We start from the raw sequence: 19,518 nt of genomic DNA, 5'->3' as shown, positions 1-19,518 counted from the left end.
TTATATGAATGACTTATCTCCGTTTTACCGCTTCAAAAATACTACTTGGTTAGCTGTGCTACTGGTTCTATTTGTTTCTTGCTCCGTTGTTAAGGATTATCCGGTACGTAAACCCTTTGTTTACGAAACCAATATTGAACTGGAAACGCCACTGACTACAGTAGAAAGAAAGAACCTGGTAAACAAATTAGAAAAACAACTGGATGATAGCATTCAGGTGCGAACAATTGAAAAGCTGGTAGGTTGGGATAAGGGTCCACGCCTGTTTTACAATGTATTAAAAAAACCTCCGGTTTATGATAGTTTGAACGCTGATAAATCGTTAACCTACATGAAGGCGCTATTGAATGCCGAGGGCTATTACCGCGACACCAGTCGCTATGAGGTAAAAATTGATAGTATTGGAGATCAGTACAGAACACATGTCAACTTTCGTGTAACTCCAGGTAAACTGTTTACCCTGGATTCTATTGGGTATACAATCGGGCAAGACTCGATCGCAAATAATTTCTCAGAAGACCACCTTGAAAATTTAACCCGCCAATCGTTAGCGCAATCGTATTTAAAAAAAGGCGGCCCATTTTCGAAGTCTTTATTATCGGCTGAGCGGGACCGATTGACAGATTATTATCGCAACAATGGTTACCTGCGTTTTTCACAGGAAGAGATCTTAGTAGTATGGGATACAGTAGGCCAAGCATTCTTACGCCCTACACTGGATCCATTTGAGCAGGCGCAACAATTAGAAGCTTTACGACAACGCCGCTTGAATCCAACAGCCGATGTTACATTTCGTCTCCGTGCCAGTAAAGACACCATGCACCTTGTCAAGTATCATGTTGGTAACGTTACCATCTACCCCGACTTAAACAAGGACACCGCTAAATACGAGCCAATCATACGTCACCGTAGAAGGGCTACCATTGTTAGTTATTATGACCAGTTTAAAGACCGCCCTGTTACAGAAAATCTCTATTTGAGAAGAGGTGATGTATACAGCCAAAGCAATTACCTGCGCACCATTAACCGCTTTAACCGTGTTGGTGCGTGGCGATTGGTGACCATTGATCAAATACCCAGGGGCACAACTGATACCGTAGATTTTGTTGTGAGACTTACGCCTGCTGCTAAATATGCAATTGATTACAGTATTGAAGGCAGCAATAACCGTGGTAACCTGATTTCACAGGGGAATCTTTTTGGCTTGAACTTAAACCTGCAGAACCGGAACTTTGCTCGCAGCGCCAACCAGGCCAATACGACATTTCGTTTTGGCAGCGACTTTAAAAAAGAGCCAACATTGCAATTTGCACTTGGACATGTTATCAACTTTCCACGTGCTATTCCTCGCATTCAACAACTACCCTATGCCATAAGAGAAAATGCAAGAACCTCATTGGTCTTGTTTGGCAATTATCTTAAAAGAGTTGATTTTGCTGATGTCAAAAGTATAAACGCCTCCTGGGGGTATGAAGCGAATTGGAATAATAAATTTCTTACGATCCGTATTCCCAATGTGGAATTTACAAAAGTAGTAGAAGGTCCAGGGTTAACAGACTTGATTAAAAAGAATCAGTCCTACCGCTACATCTATAACGACGGGTTTATCATTTCATCCATTGCTAGTCTGGCCCAAACTAAAAGCAAAATACTTGAAAAAGGCCGTGGCAATTACAGTATTACAGACTATAAACGTATTGGCCTTGAAGCATCGGGTCTTTTAGCGGGCTTCATCAAATCAGACTTTTTAGATTCTAATCTTTATCGTTTTATAAAGCTTGATGTGGACGTAAGACGCACTTATAGCATTCGTCGATCAGCGTTGGTATTTCGCTTTTTTGGAGGTGTTGGCTATGAGTTAGATACCGTAAAAAAATACCTGCCTTTCTTCAAAGCTTACTTTGCAGGCGGTGCCAATAGTATGCGAGCCTGGCAACTCCGTAAGTTAGGGCCGGGTTCATCAAAACTCTCAACAGCCGACACAGTAGCACCTTACCGATTTGCCGATATGCAATTGGAATTAAATGGAGAATACCGTTTTTATATAGCCAACTACAGAGGAATACAGATTAACGGTGCTTTATTTACGGATGTTGGCAACATTTGGTATTTGCGTAACAATTCTGATTTTGAAAACGTTAAAGAGGACCAGGCCGGTCAGTTTAAGTTAGATAAGCTAGGCCGGGATCTGGCTGTTGGCGTGGGTACCGGATTACGTGTAGATTTGAATTATTTTCTGATCCGTCTTGATTATGCGTTTAAAGCAAAAGACCCATCGCAAGAAACCAATAATCAGTGGTTTACCAACTGGGGCTTTGGTAAGGGACAAGAAAGTGGCCAATTCCAGCTAGGTGTTACTTATCCGTTCTAGTTGCCCTTATTTCCTGTTCAAAGGCTTCAATAGAATGTGCATCCTCTACACTAAAGTTTCCAATACGCGTTCTGCGCAAGCTGCTTAAATAGCCACCGCAACCTAATTGGGCGCCAAAGTCATTGGCCAAGCTACGGATGTAGGTGCCAGTAGAACATACCACTCTAAAGTGGATGATTGGCCCGTCTATTTTTGTGATATCAAAAGCCGATATGGTAATAGCACGAGGTTCTAATTTCACGTCCTCTCCTCTTCTCGCCAGCTCATAAACCCGCTTGCCATCTTTCTTAATAGCAGAGTGAATGGGTGGCACTTGTTGTATCTGCCCGATAAAAGGCTTAGTCGCGTCCTCTATTTGAGCAGTTGTAAGATGGTCAACTGGCTTGAGATCCTGAGGCTCACTTTCCAAATCGTAGGTTGGAGTAATTGCTCCTAATGTTATTGTCCCTGTGTACTCCTTCTCCTGTGCCATGTACTCATTGATCTTCTTGGTAAACTTGCCTGTGCAAATGATCAATAGGCCAGAAGCCAACGGGTCCAACGTACCGGCATGCCCCACTTTCTTGGTTTTCACCAGGTAGCGCACTTTGCGTACGGCATCAAAAGAGGTCCAGTAAAGCGGCTTGTCTATTAATAAGACTTTACCCTCGGCAAATGGATTGTGTTCAGGAGTATGCATAAGCGGCGCAAAAGTAACGCAATGACTTAGATAGACTGCCTGTTTTTTAGCTCCAGGTACTTATTTATAGCGTTAATCGTGAGATTTTGAGGTTGTGTTAACACTGCAGAAATACCATTCATCTGAAGTTCCTTTACCATAAGCCTTTTTTCATGGTTATATTTTTCGGCAATGGTCTTGATGTAAATATCTTCAGTATTATTTGCCTCACTGGTTATAAGCTGCTGTAACTCAGTATTCTCAAAAAATACAATGAGCAGCAAATGGTAGTGCGCGATCCGCTTTAGCGAAGGCAGATCCCTATGCAGGCTTTCCATTGACTCATAATTAGTAAACAGCACTAGTAAGCTCCGTTGAGTGATGCGGTTGCGAATGGCAGCAAAGAGCTTTTCCAGATCAGGCTCCAAGAAGTTGGTGGTTTGCTTATATAAAGACTCCAATATCAGGTTTAGCTGCGAGGCCTTTTTATCTGCCGGCAAAAACGTGTCAAGCTTTTCGGCATAGGTGATCAAACCGGCCTTGTCCTGACGCATAAGAGCCACATTGGAAAGTACCAATGAAGCATTGATAGCATAATCCAATAAAGTCAGCCCTTCAAAAGGCATCTTCATAATACGCCCTTTGTTTATTACACAATAGATCTGCTGACTGCGCTCGTCTGTAAAATTGTTTACCATCAAGCCGTCACGCCTTGCTGTAGCCTTCCAATTAATAGTACGGTAATCGTCGCCACGTACATACTCCTTTATTTGCTCAAACTCAAGGCTGTGGCCCAACCTACGAGTACGCTTTACACCAGCTTCTTGTAAGCGATTGGCGGCCGACAACAATTGATAGCGACGCATCTGAAAAAACGAAGGGTATACTTTTACAGTTGTTCCGCTGGGAAAAGAATATTTACGACAAATTATACCTAATGGACTCGATACAAAAACTTGTATATCGCCAAAATGATACTCCCCTCTCTCATTAGGAGTGACACTGTATAAAACATCCTGGGTCGCATCCCTATTCACTTCAACATATCGTTCCCAGGAGCGCTCTTGCAATTGAAAAGGTAATTCATCAATAACACGACAACGAAGAGAAAAGCCATAGTTATTCTCTAAATGAATTTGGACTTTATTTTCATCGCCATTACTAAAACGTTCCTGTAAATGGCGAGCGGCTAATAATCCTTGCTTCTTCCCATATAACAAAAAGCTATCAACTAAAATAGCTATGCTCAAACAAATCAAACCAGCCACTCCCAACGGGAAAAGCACCGGTAAGAAGTAGCTTAAAATAAATATTGCGGCAGCTCCAAAGCCAACGTAATATACTAGCGGTCTGAAATAATAAGATTGAAGCACAGGCACTGTCTTAACGTGGTATATCTAAAGAATTGATGATTTGTTTAATAACTGCATCTTCGGAAACGCCTTCCATCTCTTTATCAGGAGATAAAATAATACGATGACGAAGTACAGGCACTGCCACCTCCAAAATATCATCAGGTGTAACAAAGTCGCGACCATTAATAGCAGCCATAGCTTTAGACGCATTCATAATTGCTAATGAAGCTCGTGGAGAAGCGCCCAAGTAGATGGACTTATGGTTACGTGTATGATGAATCAGTTTGGCAATGAACTGTAATAGCTTTTCATCTATTATCAATGTTTTTACCTGTTGACGGATAGTAGCTATTTGATCTCTTTTTAACACAGGTTCAATAGCTGCAATCACATTGGTATTGCCCATTTGGTTGAATTGTTGCAGTATTTCCAATTCTTCTCCTTCAGTAGGATATGGAACCAGGATCTTAAACAAAAAACGGTCTAGTTGCGCCTCCGGCAAGCGGTAAGTTCCTTCTTGTTCAATTGGGTTTTGCGTGGCAATCACCATAAACGGTGGCTGCATGGGATACGTTTTCCCGTCGATAGTGATCTGTCGTTCTTCCATCACTTCAAACAGGGCTGATTGGGTTTTTGCCGGAGCCCGGTTGATCTCATCTATTAAAACCACATTACTGAAAATGGGACCACGCTTAAAATCAAATGTGCCTTCTTTAGGATTGAATACTGGCGTACCTAATACATCAGATGGCATTAGATCAGGTGTAAACTGGATACGAGAGAAGTTGACATCCAAACTACGAGCCGTCAGTTTCGCTGATAATGTTTTGGCCACACCTGGCACTCCCTCTAACAAAACATGGCCATCAGCTAATATGGCTGTGATGACTAAACGAACCAACTCATCTTGCCCAACAATCACCTTTTTAATCTGCTGCCGAACCGCCATTACAGCTTCACTCAATGCAGACAGGTCCGTACGTTGTTCAAACAATTGTGTTTCCATCTCAGGTATTTTGATAAAATGATTCTAATTGGTTATAAAACTGATTCAATTGATGTTCACTGATCGCGTTGGTTTCAACCAGACCAATGAAATCAATAATGCTCTTTATCTCATGAACAGGATAACCCGTTTTAGCATGCAAAGTTTGAATAAAACTATCATCCAGCGAATTGGTAGATACTTTATACTGGTTGCGAACGTAATCCAGAAAGTAGGTGCTCATTTTACGCGCAAGATCAGCATGATCTTTCCGGTCGTAGTAAAGCTGCCCAATGGTTCTTACAAAATCCAGTGATTCATTTTTGGGTTGCTGTAATGCAGGGATTACACGCTGTTTACGACGCATTTCCATTAACACATACAGCAACAATGTAATAATTGCGGTCCAAAGAGCCCATCGAAACGCTTCATACTTCATTAAAACACTCAGCCAATTAGGCTCATTATCCTGCTGATCAGCCTTTTTATACAGATAATACTCATTCCACAAAACTTTAGTTACTGTAGACGGAATAACGGAAACGGCATTTTCAAAATAGCTGATGTTCTTCTTATGGAGAATAAAGTAATTACTAAATGCCATGGGTGCTGTATGAATGAAAATAGCGCCATTGCCTGCTTTGTACTGAACAAAATTGGCTTTATTGTTTTTGTTAGTACCTAGCACAGCTACTTTGGTTGTGTCTACATCTTCAAAATAAGAGGCAAAGCGACGTCCCGGATAAACATAGGGCTTCGTGTTCTCAAATCGTGGCTGGCGTAACTGCACTTGCAAGCTATCGCTTTCGCCAGTAAAATAACCGTCATCGCTTACCAGGTCGCCTGTATGAAAAAACTGTGCTGCACTATAAGAAATATCCTGAGTAATGATAAAGACATAATTTCCCTTACGGGCAAAATCCAACAATTCTTTTAACTCGCTTTCATCTGCATTCATGCGCATTCCGGTAATAAATACAGCCTGGTTAGACTTATATGCCGATACGGAGTCCCAATAACCTGGTGTTCGTTTATCAACAAATACTTCTGCATTTGGGAATAGCGAATGGATCATATGGCGGGCCGCATAAAAACCATAAGGAATCTTATCAACCTCTTTTAGCGTGATCCGCTCATTCATTTTACGTGGTCGATTAGCCGCAGTGATCAACAATAGGCCTCCTAATGCTATAAAAAGCACCACACCTAGTATATATGGAAATGCTTTTTTCACGATAAGAAGCGTTGTTTAAAACTATAAAAATCAGACTTGATGACATCAAAACTGGTTTGAGCTACTGCAAACTGACCGTACCAGGTGTATTCAAAATGACGCGTAAGCTGGAAGAAATCTTTATAATAACCTGTATTATACAACTGCATTACATAATCATTATTTGTACGCTCCTGTTTATATTGTATAATGTTTTCTTCAGCCAATCGTTTTAATGTTTGTAAATACAACAACCGGATAGCCAGTCGAAAGTTTTGACTGTTAATCGCTTTTTGTATCTCATGGTCATAAGAAATGTCAAAGATGCTTTGATTAATAAGATCATCTTCCTCTTCATTTATAATAGCAACAGATTGTTTTTTGAATAATTGAATATCACTGGAAACAATGAACCATATCAAAACTGCTACAAAGCCACCAACTATTAAAACCCAAAGAAGATTGCGAAACCATTTCTGTTTAGCCAGTTTCTCTAAGGCCGATTCTTGCTGAAGCTTTGGTTCTTCTCGTTTTGGAGCTAGATTGACATACCAGAAATTATCGTCATTCCGCATTTTATTCACGGTACTATCATCGACCTTCCTGGCAACAACAGCTTCTTTGTCCATTGGGAAAATAGGATCAAAATTGAATGTCTTTTGACTTTGGTCTGATGACTTTTCATCATCACCTTCTTCCAAAATCTCCTTTATGGAACCCACCGTGTCACCAGAGGGTGCTGCATAAGCCGTATCCGTAGCAATGTCCTGCGCCTGCAGGCCACCTAGTGTATAAAGCGATATAAAGAGATATGTCGTTAACTTAAGCATGAATGGTTTTTCTATCTGCAACTAAAGTTTCGGCTGCTGACTGTTGAACTAATTTTATAGGATACAATACAAAGTACCAAATGATAAACAAGCCACACACCAGCAATATTGACAAACTCATAAACAATGGCATTTTATAATAGCGGGTAATGAATCCTTCAATAAAGGCCGCTACCATAAAAACGGGCATCAAACCTACAACGATCTTAACCCCATCTTTAGCGCCTTGCCTTAGTGAATCAATACGCTTTTGTGTACCAGCAAACAAAAAGCTTTTGCCCATTACAACACCAGCACCACAAGTAATAATTATTGCTGTCAACTCCAACAAACCATGCAGTAAAACAGTTACCACAGCTTGTCCTCCCAACCCTTTGGTATAGAACATGTGCTCAAAAGCTCCTATGCGCATGGATTCCTTAGCCAATGACACAATACTGGGTACACCAAACAGGATTCCTTTGAAAAAATAAAAGAACGATACCATGATGTTGTTGATCATGATACGTATGAACATGAAGAAAGGGTTACTATCAGCATATACATTAAAGGGATTGCCCTCTTCAATATTTTGCAAGGTCATATCTACGTAACTATCACCTAACACTTGACGAACAAACGTATCATCATGCAATGAAGAAAAGAACCCAACTGATGCAAAGAGGATAAAGATGCTCAAGGAAAAAAGCATAACGGAATGATGTTTACCTACCGTGTAAGGCACATCATATTTGAAAAAATGCACCAGGCGGTTAGAGCGCTCTTTTCGGTTTTGGTAAATACCCAAATAAATGCGTGATGCCAATGCATTTATATAATGCGTAACTCTACTGGTTGGGTAAAAGGTCTTAGCATAAGCCAGATCATCCACCAATTGTGTAAAGTCCTTAGCCAATTGGTCAGGATCAGTTACTGAGCCATGTTCAACACGCTCCCAACGATCTTTATGCTTTTTTATAAATAAACCTTCACGCACTCTTATAAGCTTGAGAAATGAAAATAGTAATTTTTAAGGTTGGTTACTCTACAAGAGTTATTTTTATAATTACTAGATCTGCAGAACATATATGTCTACAATACGCATTGCAACCAACTTCAACATAGACCTGGAGTTTACAGCGGCTCCATTTCACCGACGACTCTTTGCGTGGGTATTGGATGTTATTGTCATGTTCTTTTACATCTACATTGTTTCTAAAATACTTGACTCATTCGATTGGGGTTTTCGCTACTATGAAGCCTTTTCGGTACTTAAAACAGTACTGATTTTGCCAATTCTCGCCTATCATCTTATTAGCGAGATATTAATGAAGGGGCAAAGTGTAGGCAAACGCCTTATGGGTTTACGTGTGATCAGCGAAAATGGCAGTAAGCCCAGCATTAGTCAGTATATAATTCGCTGGTTTATACGAACATCAGATATTATGGTGCTTGTTATTGTGATTAATGCCCCTACAGGCTTTGGCGGTAGCACCAGTTTCATGTGGGAAGTAGCAGCAGCTTTTTGCTTGCTGATTGTTGATATCATATTGGTTAATGCTTCTAAAAAGAATCAGCGTTTGGGCGATATATTAGCTCATACCTTATTGATCCTCAGTAAAGAAAAAGCCGATATACAAGACACTATTTTTTTGCATATTAATGATAACTATACCCCGTCCTTTCCGCAAGTCATGCAATTGAGCGACCGGGATATTAATGCATTAAAAGGCATTTTAGATGCCTCCAGAAAACAAAATGATTATGACATGGCAGAGCGGGCTGCTGATAAGATCAAGAACCATTTAAAGATTGAAAGCCATATGTCCGCTTTTGATTTCCTGGAAGTGCTCATGAAAGATTACAACTATCTATCTGCTAATTAAAAAAGCCCCGTAAATGCGGGGCTTTTTTAATTAATCTTGATTCTGTTATGAGAATGCCGCCACACCAACTATTGCAAATACCAAGAGTAATGCATATAGTGCTAAAATGATGATTGTAATAATCCCCACATATCTAAAGCAAATCTTTAGATTTTGGAAAGATGTATTGAGTGCATTTTGATCATTCCCATTTAAAGCTGTTTTCATACGTGATGCAAAACGGTATAGAAACAAAAGTGGAAAAAACCAGATCACACCAGTAAACAAGAGAATAAAAGACATTCCTACACCATAAGCGCTGAATGCAGCATTACCACCATAATTATTTAAGGGGCGTTCAGAATAAAGCGAAACAGCTATCCCTCCTAAAAGAAATAAGCCTAATAATACAAAACCTACAACAGAAAGAAATCTGGCCCACTTTGCCGTTTCGGAAAGATGCGCCTTTGTTACCGTGTCAACGTTTAAATTAAATAAAGCCGTAGTTTGGTCGTATTCCATAATATTGAATTGTTGATGTTTATAAAAATAAATGCGCAGCCAAAGCTGCGCAAATTTTAATTTAAACTCTTTTCCACAAAGCTTAATAAGCCCTGGCAAATAATACCCTTTGAGAAGAAGGCTTTCCCGTAAGAATACACTTGCCTTGCTCTTGCGGGTTATTTAAAGGAATGCAACGTATGGTTGCCTTAGTTTTCTCTTTAATAGCCGCTTCTGTTTCTTCGGTTCCATCCCAATGGGCAGCAACAAACCCAGTTTTTTCATCCAATACTTTTACAAACTCCTCCCAGGTATCTACAGAAGTGGTATGTTCGTCGCGGAAGGATTTGGCCCGGTTGAACAGATTTTGTTGGATCTCTTCTAACAAGCCCTGTATATGCTGTGCCAGGTTCTCAAAAGACACATTGTTTTTCTCTTTAGTATCCCTACGGGCAACTTCAACCACACCATTCTGGATATCTCTTGCACCAAGTGTAATGCGTACAGGTACCCCTTTCAGTTCATATTCAGCAAACTTCCAACCTGGACGTGTATTATCATTATCATCATACTTCACGCGGATGCCCATAGCTTTTAACTGGCTAATTAACTCATTAGCCTTTTCGCCTAATTCGGCGCGTTGCTCGTCTCCTTTATAAATAGGAACAATCACTACCTGTAATGGAGCAATGCGAGGCGGCAATACCAATCCCTGATCGTCACTGTGTGCCATTACCAATGCCCCAATTAAGCGGGTACTTACCCCCAGCTGGTAGCCCAAACATATTCTTGCTTATTTTCTTTGGTCAGGTATTTTACCTCAAAGGCCTTAGCAAAGTTTTGTCCCAGGAAGTGCGATGTACCTGCCTGCAGCGCCTTACCATCCTGCATTAAGGCTTCAATGCAATAGGTATCTTCAGCGCCTGCGAAACGTTCTGCTGGAGATTTCACACCCTTTATTACAGGCACCGCCATGTATTCTTCCACAAAGTGGGCATAAACATCCAGCATTTTCGTAGTCTCCTCAATGGCTTCTTCTGCTGTAGCGTGCGCAGTATGACCTTCCTGCCACAGAAATTCAGCCGTACGTAAGAATAAACGTGTACGCATTTCCCAACGTACTACGTTTGCCCATTGGTTTACCAGGATGGGCAGATCACGGTAAGACTGGATCCAGTCTTTATAAGTGTTCCAGATAATGGCTTCACTGGTAGGACGAACCACCAGTTCTTCTTCCAGCTTTGCCTCCGGATCTACAATCAATTTGCCTTTATTATTTGGGTCAGTCTTTAAGCGATAGTGTGTTACAACAGCGCACTCTTTTGCAAAGCCTTCCGCATTCTTTTCTTCGGCTTCAAACAAACTTTTTGGTACAAATAAGGGGAAATAGGCATTCTGATGACCTGTTTCTTTGAACATGCGGTCCAATTCATCGCGCATATTTTCCCATAGAGCAAAGCCATACGGCTTGATCACCATACAGCCACGTACAGCTGAATAATCAGCCAGACCGCCTCTTAAGATCAAATCATTATACCACTGCGCATAATCTTCTTGTCTTGTTGTAATTGCTTTACTCATCTTATTTATTAATTCTACGTTTTTGTTTGTGTTTATGAAAGCCGAAAGTAATTCATCATCACTTACAACCGCGAATGACACTTTAGCGTCATTCTTTTAAATTAAAGATTTGGACACAATCCAAAATGCTTTGATTTCTGCCTTACATCTATTAATCTATGACTAATCTTTATCAATTGTTTAACAGCGAATTGCAGAATTTTACTAGGCGATGGCATTGCTTTCGTGCGAGCAAAAGTAACACATCCCTCTCAACCGATTAAAACATCTACTATGAAATCATTTTTACCCCTGTTGTCTTCAATTCTTTTGTTGGGCAGTTGTACAGCTGCTTACAAGTCAGGACAAACACCCGATGATGTTTATTACTCTCCCGCCCGTCCTCAAGCGGAATATGTAAGTGTAGAAGAGAAAGATGATAGCCGCTACCGTAGCAATGACGACTACTATAACTATGAAAATGATCGGTACTTACGTTATATGGTTCGCAACCGAAGCCGCTGGTCTTACCTAGACGACTACTATCGCGACCCGTATGCATACCGCTATGACCGTTATAATTATTACAGCCCATATTATACTAATTACTCCGACTACCGCAATTACTGGAATTACTACTATAATCCTTACGGTTCTTGCGTTTACATTGCTAATCCAAAAGCGCCTGTTTACAGCCGCCCACGTACGTATAACCTGCACGTATTTGATAACCCGGTAAATAATAATACATACAACTCCAAAATACCAAACGCAAAAACAAGCGCTTACGACGACTATGGAAATCGCGGCACTACAACTCCATCCAGAAATGCAGGTAGTGATTTAAGACGCATATTTGGAACAGATAATAGCTCTACCCAACGAGGCTGGAGTAACCCGCCAACAAAAGCCTCGAGCTCAAGTAGTAGTTCATCGTCTTCCTCATCTTCGTCTGGATCTTCTAGCAGCGGTACTAAAACCAGTAGTAATGCTCCTACCAGGAAGTTTTAGTTATTGTAATTACTTATTGCAATAGAAACGTAGGATGAAAACAACGATTCCATTGTTCCCTGTTTCAAACTCATTGCTACCTAGCAAAATCGTATTTATGAAAAGAAAATTGCTTGCCTGTTTACTGATCGCATCAGCATATACTGTTTCGGCACAAGAGCCTGCCGATGCCTTACGCTTTTCCTGGCTCGTTCCCAGCGGCACAGCCCGTCAACAAGCAGTTGGTGGCGCCATGACATCATTGGGCGGGGATCTTTCTGCCACTTTTGTAAACCCCGCTGGTTTAGCTTTTTATAAAACTGGAGACTTTGTCCTCTCCCCTGGCTATGGATTTGGCAAAAACAAAAGCACTTACCTGGGCAGAGAAGAAAGTGACAAGTACAACAACTTTGTCATGGGAACGACTGGCTTTGTAGCTGGATCAAGCGGTAACCCAAACAAAAAAGTTCGTAATACCGCCTTTAGTATTGCTTTTAATACAATGGGCAAGTTTAACAGCGACCTCCTTTATAGAGGGTTAAATACCAAATCATCCTATACACAGCAATACTTAGAAACCATCCAGAATAACAATATCAAAGACGCTAATCAATTAGCCGATTACTATAACCAAACGCCTTTTAATGGAGCATTGGCTTTCAATGCCTACTTGTTAGACACCGTTGCTGGTGGCTCGGCAAACAACTACCAGTTTCAAAGTAGAGCAGCCAATATTGTAAGTACAGGCTTATTGCAAGAGCAAACACTCCGTACGCGCGGTGGCATTTATGAGTTTGCCCTAGGTCTGGCTGCTAACTTTAACGACAAGTTGATGCTGGGTGGCTCTATTGGTATCCCCTTCTTAAACTACGACAAGACGTCCAATTTTACGGAAGCAGATGCTACGGAGAATCCAAATAACCATTTTAACTATGCCATTATTAATGAGCAGTCAACAACAAAAGGCGCTGGTATTAATGCTAAGTTGGGGTTGATTTACAAGCCAGCTGAATACTGGCGGGTAGGTTTGGCTTTTCACACACCTACTATTTACAGCCTTACCGATAAATATCAATCCTATGTTACAGCCGATGTGGAACGTAGCGACAATGTAGTGTATACCGATTATTCACTTGATTATACCTATAATGCCCCGGCAGAATACAAATATTTGTTGATTACCCCTTACCGCGTAATGGGTAGTGTGTCTTATGTACTTCGTGAGATTGAAGATGTAACCAAACAACGTGGTTTTTTAACGGCTGATGTGGAGTATGTAAACTATAAAGCTTCATCCTATAAAACAGATAATTCAGAAGAAGGCGGCGGCTCTTCAGATGGATCATACCTGAAAACCTTGAACCAGGCCATTGATAAAGCCTATAAAGGAGCTTTCAACTTTAAAGTGGGTGGAGAATTGAAGTTTACCACCCTTATGTTCCGCGCCGGTGCAGCTTATTATGGCAACCCTTATAAAGATAATCAAGGCGAAAATGGCCATAAGCTGAACCTGAGTGGCGGCCTTGGCTATCGCGATAAGGGTTATTTTATTGATCTAACCTATGTTCACAGTCTCAATAAAGATGTTAACTTCCCTTACCGATTACAATATGCATCCTACGAAGGCGCCCAGGTTAAAAATACTGCAGGCAATGTGCTGCTAACGGTAGGTTTTAAATTCTAACAACCAAGGCTTATTTATAAACGGGAAAAGGCGCTTAAAGCGCCTTTTTTTATGACTATACAAGATGATAATAAGCCGTCCTAACCAAATTACTTTTCGGAGTTGTAAACATGCCTCGTCCTCCTATCTACCTAGCCTGCTACTCCATAGTTCCTTCATGGCTACGCCTCTGTCCCTTCATGGTTACTCCGTATGGAAGACTAGGTTACTCCGTATGGCAGCCTACTTAACTCCGTATCTCACCCGTATCTCACCCGTATCTCGGCCCTACCTCACCCGTATCTTGGCTCGTATCAGGCTACCTTATCATCTCAGTAAACCATAAGAAATAGTATAGAAAAGTGTAATAAGAAGAGTTAGTATTACTCTGAAAAGAAGAGTTCTAAAGATACAAAACCCTCATCACTCTTCACTCATCATTCATTATTCCTCCTTCCTTGTCAACTTTTTAACTTGTAAACCTGTCAACTCCATTAGCTAATCTTCACATCAGCTAATTAGCTAATTCTCCTTCCATACCTTAATCTCCCCAAATCCCGGTTTAGCCATTTTACTTTATACGAACTAACCTTCCAGATCGATACAACCATGTAAATAAGACCGTCGTAAAAACGGTGATACAAATAGCCGTAAACTGGGCATTAGAAACATGCCCAAACACATACCCACGTACATAGTCACCGCGATAGGTCTCTAAAACAGATCTTCCAATAGCATACAGCAGCAGGTATGTCAAAAACAATTGTCCGTAGAACCTTCTAAAGTATTGGCGAATCACTAATAGAAACACGCCTACCAGTAATATATAACTTGCTTCATACAGTTGTACCGGGTGTAATAAGATATGTAACGGCTCGGCACTACTGGCCGGATCTGTAAAGGCAACGCCCCAATTCGTTCCAGTTGGTTTGCCATAACAACAACCCGCCATAAAGCAACCCACCCGACCGAAAGCGTGAACAATGCAGGTAGTAACCGCCATTATATCCAGCGTGCGAAAAACAGGAAATCGGTGCTTTTTAAAAAACCAGAGCATGGTCGGCACAGCCAATATAAAGGAGCCATAAAAGACAAATCCACTACCGGAAAAGAAATCGCCGATCTTGAAGTGATCGCGCTCAAAGAGGAGAAACAGCTTTCCGCCAATAAAGGCAGCTGCAAACAAAAGAACGATCAATTGCGTTACCTGGTTAGAGGTCATGCCTATTTCCTTTTGCCCCTGCTTTTCTAAATACCAGGCACCCAGTATTACCCCCAAGGCAATCATTAGTCCATACGAGTGGACCGCCAATCCGTTCCATTCAAATAATACTGGTTTCATAGCGTCTTGAATTAGGGCCTAAAATACTAAAACAACAGGCTTCTGAATACATAAAAATATCTGTAAAGTATTCCGCCGCACATTTATTAGAAAGGAGCTCCTTTGAGCTCCTTTCTAATTTCAATCTATTGCTTTGTAAACACTACCCGTAAAGTCCCCTGTTGACCTGTAGTAGGGTCTGTTCCCTGCTGACTAATTTGCAGCTCTTTTCCATCCCATTTCACTACATCAAACCTTGACCCATCCAAATCAATTTTATTATTTCCAGGCAACCCCCACGTACCGGTAGCATCTCCTGGAGGTGTACACTTCGTTCCCGCATCTGTATAAGTGTAGGAAAAATCTGTTTTTAAATTATAAATATCATCCCTTTCGCAGGCTTCCAGGTTATTTGTCACTTCTTGCTCTGTAGGAATTGCATTTAACTTTACAAATAGCCCTGTTAATTTATAATTACCAGCTAATGATTCCTTGGTTAATGCAGGCGGCTGGTTTGTATTGCTATCGTTGCTATCGTCTTTACTACAATTAGTGAGGAATAGAAGGCAAAAGGTCGTAAGGGTTAAGAGCATACGTTTCATACGAACATATTTACAATAAATGTATGAAAGCGATATTGCATTGTCAATTGCTTCCTACCCTTTATTTATGCGGTTTAGCAAGCTCTTCAGTTGGTCTTTTTCGGGTGCTATCCAGTTATAAGCTAAGTCCTTTCGAAACCAGGTTAGCTGGCGCTTTGCATAATGCCTTGTATTTCGTTTGATCAATACAGTGGCTTCCTCTAAGCTTACTTCACCATCCAGGTAAGCAAAGACTTCTTTATATCCTACTGTTTGTAAGGCATTGTTCTCTTTATAGGGTATTACAGATCGCACTTCTTCTACCAATCCCTGCTCCATCATTTTATCTACCCGCGTATTAATGCGGTCATAAAGCTGCTCTCTCGGCAAATCCAAAGCAATTTTTATAATGTTGAAAGGGCGCTCTTTTTTGCCCCCGGTTCTAAAATCAATGATCGACTGTCCTGTTGCCTCTATTACTTCCAATGCTCGCATCAGTCGGTGAGGATTTTGCGTTTCTCCTACCGCATAAAATTGCGGATCCTTTTCCTGTACCTCCCTTTGCAGCCATTCCAAACCATTTTCCTGGTAGCTGCGGATGATCTGCTCTCTTATTTCTTGCGACACCTCGGGCACTTCATCCAATCCTTCACAAAACGCTTTTATATATAATCCTGTGCCCCCTACCATTACCACCACATCGTTGCTCTGAAACAACTGACCCGCTTTTTCCAAAGCGTATTGTTCAAAAGTAGCGGCTGTTACTTTTTCTGTTATGGAATGAGAAGCTATAAAATGATGGGGTACAGCAGCCAACTCTTCAACCGAAGGCCGGGCTACTCCAATATTCAGCTCTTTATAACACTGCCTCGAGTCGGCAGAAATGATCTCCGTTTGAAAGTATTGGGCCGCCTCAATACCCAAGGCTGTTTTACCTACTGCAGTAGGTCCCGCAATAATGATAACAGTTTTATTGTCCAACATGCTTTATAAAAGAAACTCCGCCAGGGGCGGAGTTGTTATCTTATTCTAGTTCATTGATTTTAATAATCGTCATCACCTCCGCTTTCACCACTGCTGGCAAACTCATCTCCAACACCCTCCTCTCCTTCTGTACCAAAGCCTTCAGTGCCTTTAGCCAGATCATACTTCTCTTCTACATCGGTAAAGCGATCACCCAGTAAGCTTTTTGTGCCATACTGACTTGGAGCAATACCCTCCGTACGAATAACAGTAGGATAAGTAAATTTTGGATTCTCTTCTTTGGTTACACCAATCAAGGCCACCAGGAATGTCCAGTTTTTGGCAAAGTCATATACATAGATAAACTTCTGGTTTGGATCACGGATCTCTGAACCAATAGTTGTATCAGCCATTAAAAGCGGCGGAGCCTTATACGTTTTATTATAAACCTCTAATGATATTTCACGCCCACGCTGCCAATTGTCGTTACTACGAAAAAAAGTAGCGCCGAACTTCGAATCAAATTCAAAAGCCTTCAGAATAGCAGTATGTAGGTCTTTGAAGCTTTGTGTATGCCTGATTGCAATGTCTCGGTATATACTGTCGTCTTCTTCAAAATAGACCCTTAGTTTTAGAATAGCCATGTACGTAGTTTACCAACAAGAATAGACCCAAAAATAAGGGAAAGCCGATTACTTAACAGGCTGCAAGCCATTTTCTTCTCCTTTTTTGAGCATGTACTGAAAAGCTGCCTCATAATCATTCGGTATTATGCCATCCAGAATGGCATTACGGATAGCGTCTTTTATATCCCCCACTTTACGGGAAGGCGGTATACCAAAGACTTCCATGATCAACTCTCCAGTTATCGGTGGCTGCCAGGCGCGCATCCGGTCCTTTTCCTCTACTTCCTCACAGCGGCGTTTTACCAATTCAAAGTTTTCAAGGTACCGGTTCACCTTATACTTGTTCTTGGAGGTGATATCGCTTTCACACAGGATCATAAGCTCATCAAAATCAGGGCCTGCATCAAATAGCAAACGGCGAATGGCTGAGTCGGAGATATTTTCTTTCGTTAAACTGATGGGCCTCAAGTGCAGTTCTACCAGCTTCCGCACAAACTTCATCGTGTCGCTTTGTGGCAATTTCAGCTTCACAAAGATCTTAGGCACCATACGCCCCCCTACTGCATCATGACCATGAAAGGTCCAGCCGTGGCCATCTTCAAAGCGTTTGGTAGCAGGCTTGCCAATGTCATGGAGTATAGCAGCCCAGCGCAGCCATAGATCGCCGGAACGCTTGGCTACATTATCTAATACCTGTAGGGTGTGATAGAAATTGTCCTTATGCCCTTTACCTTCAATAAACTCTGCACCTGCCAGATCAACCATTTGGGGAAAGATCAGGTGCAGCAACTGAGAATCATAAAGTAGCTTGAATCCAATAGAAGGCTGGGGCGACAGAATGATCTTATTTAGTTCAACAGTGATCCGCTCTTGCGAGATGATCTTGATCCGCTCCCTATTGCGGGTAATGGCATGAAAGGTTTCAGGCTCAATCCGAAACTTCAATTGGGAGGCAAAGCGAATAGCCCGCATCATCCGAAGGGGATCATCACTAAAGGTTTGGTCAGGATCCATTGGAGTTCTGATTAGCTGTTGCTGCATGTCATCAAGCCCATTGAAGGGATCTACCAACTTGCCATAGTCTCCTTCATTTAAACTAATAGCCAAGGCGTTAATCGTAAAATCCCTCCGGTTCTGATCGTCGGTGATGGTACCCGGACTAACTTCTGGATTTCGGGAATGAGATCGGTAGCTTTCTTTACGAGCGCCTACAAATTCCATATCAAACCCATGATTAAGGCGGAAATGGGCAGTACCAAAGTTTTTAAAATAACTGACACGAGGTGCCGGGTGAAAGTTATGGGCAGCAGCTTTCGCCAATGCCATTCCATCACCTACACAAACGAAATCGGCGTCTTTCGTTGGCCGTCCTAATATCTTATCCCGTACAAAGCCGCCGATCAAATAACAGGGCATATGTAACTGATGGGCCGCAAAAGCCACTTTCTTCAGAACGCTTAACTCATGTTCAGTACACTGGATGTCCATGGCGGCAAAGATAGACCTCGGATGAATTGGATTGATGGAAGGATCATGAAGATCGGATGGCTGATGTCTGATTTGAGGATTTCTGATTTCAAATTTCGGTTTTCGCATTTCGAATTTCCCATTTCCTATCTTACACCAACATCATATAGGAAAGCATTTAACTCAAAGCAAGCCCCTAAATAGAAGTATCTGAGTCGTCCAGCGCCTTATATTGCGCCCCGAGCTTAAAAACTGACTTTACTTTCAGAGGCGGGCGGAATATACAGCGCCTGCAGTATCTGCCACCAGCAGCTGATGTTACCTACCATGCTCACTGTATCCAACGTTGGGAAAGGTACGTTTACAACGACTCACCTATCCTAAACTCTGATCAATATAGCGGAGGGGTGCTGTGCGTGGGCGATCAGACACGCGGAGCGGTTTGGGCTGTCCCGACACTTCGGGATTGATTTTTTTGCTCAACTTTTTTCATCAAGGAAAAAAGTTGAAAAGATAAAGAGTGAAGGAACACTTGCATTAGCAAACTGACTACCACTCACCCGAGCAAAAACAGTTAAATCAACAACTAA

At 41.5% G+C, this 19,518-nt stretch carries 18 protein-coding genes; 4 read left to right on the top strand and 14 right to left on the bottom strand.

Annotated features, from left to right (window positions below):
• Positions 1-4: 4 nt before the first annotated feature.
• Complete coding sequence (locus SY85_RS24125; RefSeq protein WP_082886677.1) at positions 5-2,371, top strand: BamA/TamA family outer membrane protein; 2,367 nt, start codon at positions 5-7, stop codon at positions 2,369-2,371.
• Here the strand turns inward: SY85_RS24125 and truB are convergent.
• Genes truB through SY85_RS24095 form a run of 6 tightly spaced genes read right to left on the bottom strand, consistent with a single transcriptional unit; the run spans position 2,355 to position 8,388 of the window.
• A complete protein-coding gene (truB, locus tag SY85_RS24120) occupies positions 2,355-3,050 on the bottom strand; it encodes a tRNA pseudouridine(55) synthase TruB (protein ID WP_066408733.1) in 696 nt (231 codons plus the stop codon). The genes SY85_RS24125 and truB overlap by 17 nt on opposite strands.
• Before the next feature lie 26 nt (positions 3,051-3,076).
• Positions 3,077-4,402, bottom strand: coding sequence for a DUF58 domain-containing protein (locus SY85_RS24115; protein WP_099459458.1), 1,326 nt, complete (start codon positions 4,400-4,402; stop codon positions 3,077-3,079).
• 10 nt (positions 4,403-4,412) lie between these two features.
• Entirely contained in the window at positions 4,413-5,390 is a 978-nt protein-coding gene (locus tag SY85_RS24110) for an AAA family ATPase (protein ID WP_066408729.1), read from the bottom strand.
• 1 nt (position 5,391) lies between these two features.
• Positions 5,392-6,603 (bottom strand): DUF4350 domain-containing protein, encoded by a 1,212-nt coding sequence (locus tag SY85_RS24105; RefSeq protein WP_066408726.1) that lies wholly within the window; start codon positions 6,601-6,603, stop codon positions 5,392-5,394.
• A complete protein-coding gene (locus tag SY85_RS24100) occupies positions 6,600-7,412 on the bottom strand; it encodes a hypothetical protein (RefSeq protein WP_066408718.1) in 813 nt (270 codons plus the stop codon). The genes SY85_RS24105 and SY85_RS24100 overlap by 4 nt, the downstream gene beginning before the upstream one ends.
• Positions 7,405-8,388: a stage II sporulation protein M gene (locus tag SY85_RS24095; RefSeq protein ID WP_066408713.1), complete on the bottom strand. Its 984-nt coding sequence runs from the start codon at positions 8,386-8,388 to the stop codon at positions 7,405-7,407. Before SY85_RS24095 ends, SY85_RS24100 begins: the two co-directional genes overlap by 8 nt.
• Before the next feature lie 91 nt (positions 8,389-8,479).
• Between SY85_RS24095 and SY85_RS24090 the strand changes: the two genes are divergently transcribed.
• Positions 8,480-9,277, top strand: coding sequence for an RDD family protein (locus tag SY85_RS24090; RefSeq protein ID WP_066408711.1), 798 nt, complete (start codon positions 8,480-8,482; stop codon positions 9,275-9,277).
• Positions 9,278-9,322: 45 nt separating this feature from the next.
• Here SY85_RS24090 and SY85_RS24085 read toward each other — a convergent pair whose 3' ends face one another.
• From SY85_RS24085 to SY85_RS26265, 3 genes are all read right to left on the bottom strand, one after another.
• Positions 9,323-9,778: a DUF5362 family protein gene (locus tag SY85_RS24085; protein ID WP_148661283.1), complete on the bottom strand. Its 456-nt coding sequence runs from the start codon at positions 9,776-9,778 to the stop codon at positions 9,323-9,325.
• Positions 9,779-9,860: 82 nt separating this feature from the next.
• Positions 9,861-10,538 (bottom strand): proline--tRNA ligase anticodon binding domain-containing protein, encoded by a 678-nt coding sequence (locus SY85_RS26270; RefSeq protein ID WP_335583198.1) that lies wholly within the window; start codon positions 10,536-10,538, stop codon positions 9,861-9,863.
• Positions 10,517-11,338, bottom strand: coding sequence for an aminoacyl--tRNA ligase-related protein (locus SY85_RS26265; RefSeq protein WP_335583197.1), 822 nt, complete (start codon positions 11,336-11,338; stop codon positions 10,517-10,519). The genes SY85_RS26270 and SY85_RS26265 overlap by 22 nt, the downstream gene beginning before the upstream one ends.
• Positions 11,339-11,611: 273 nt before the next feature.
• Here SY85_RS26265 and SY85_RS24075 point away from each other — a divergent pair, with 273 nt between their 5' ends.
• Complete coding sequence (locus tag SY85_RS24075; protein WP_066408708.1) at positions 11,612-12,328, top strand: hypothetical protein; 717 nt, start codon at positions 11,612-11,614, stop codon at positions 12,326-12,328.
• A gap of 97 nt (positions 12,329-12,425) precedes the next feature.
• Positions 12,426-13,991, top strand: coding sequence for an OmpP1/FadL family transporter (locus SY85_RS24070; RefSeq protein ID WP_066408706.1), 1,566 nt, complete (start codon positions 12,426-12,428; stop codon positions 13,989-13,991).
• Between the two features lie 550 nt (positions 13,992-14,541).
• Here the strand turns inward: SY85_RS24070 and SY85_RS24065 are convergent.
• The 5 genes from SY85_RS24065 to SY85_RS24045 all read right to left on the bottom strand — a co-directional run bounded on the left by SY85_RS24065 (position 14,542) and on the right by SY85_RS24045 (position 19,057).
• The gene (locus SY85_RS24065) at positions 14,542-15,312 is read right to left on the bottom strand and encodes a prolipoprotein diacylglyceryl transferase (RefSeq protein WP_066408704.1); all 771 of its coding nucleotides are present in this window, start codon (positions 15,310-15,312) and stop codon (positions 14,542-14,544) included.
• A 125-nt stretch (positions 15,313-15,437) separates the two neighbouring features.
• Positions 15,438-15,893 carry a lipocalin family protein gene (locus SY85_RS24060; protein WP_066408701.1) on the bottom strand — a complete coding sequence of 152 codons (456 nt, stop codon included), beginning with the start codon at positions 15,891-15,893 and terminating at the stop codon, positions 15,438-15,440.
• Positions 15,894-15,947: 54 nt separating this feature from the next.
• Positions 15,948-16,856 (bottom strand): tRNA (adenosine(37)-N6)-dimethylallyltransferase MiaA, encoded by a 909-nt coding sequence (gene miaA, locus SY85_RS24055; protein WP_066408699.1) that lies wholly within the window; start codon positions 16,854-16,856, stop codon positions 15,948-15,950.
• 59 nt (positions 16,857-16,915) lie between these two features.
• Positions 16,916-17,479, bottom strand: a complete 564-nt coding sequence (locus SY85_RS24050) for an IS1096 element passenger TnpR family protein (RefSeq protein ID WP_066408697.1) — start codon at positions 17,477-17,479, stop codon at positions 16,916-16,918.
• A 48-nt stretch (positions 17,480-17,527) separates the two neighbouring features.
• Positions 17,528-19,057 (bottom strand): CCA tRNA nucleotidyltransferase, encoded by a 1,530-nt coding sequence (locus SY85_RS24045; RefSeq protein WP_226998946.1) that lies wholly within the window; start codon positions 19,055-19,057, stop codon positions 17,528-17,530.
• Positions 19,058-19,518 lie beyond the last annotated feature (461 nt).

The sequence above is a fragment of the Flavisolibacter tropicus genome (assembly GCF_001644645.1).
In the GTDB taxonomy this organism is placed as follows: domain Bacteria; phylum Bacteroidota; class Bacteroidia; order Chitinophagales; family Chitinophagaceae; genus Flavisolibacter; species Flavisolibacter tropicus.
This window is presented reverse-complemented; position numbering and strand designations above follow the sequence as displayed.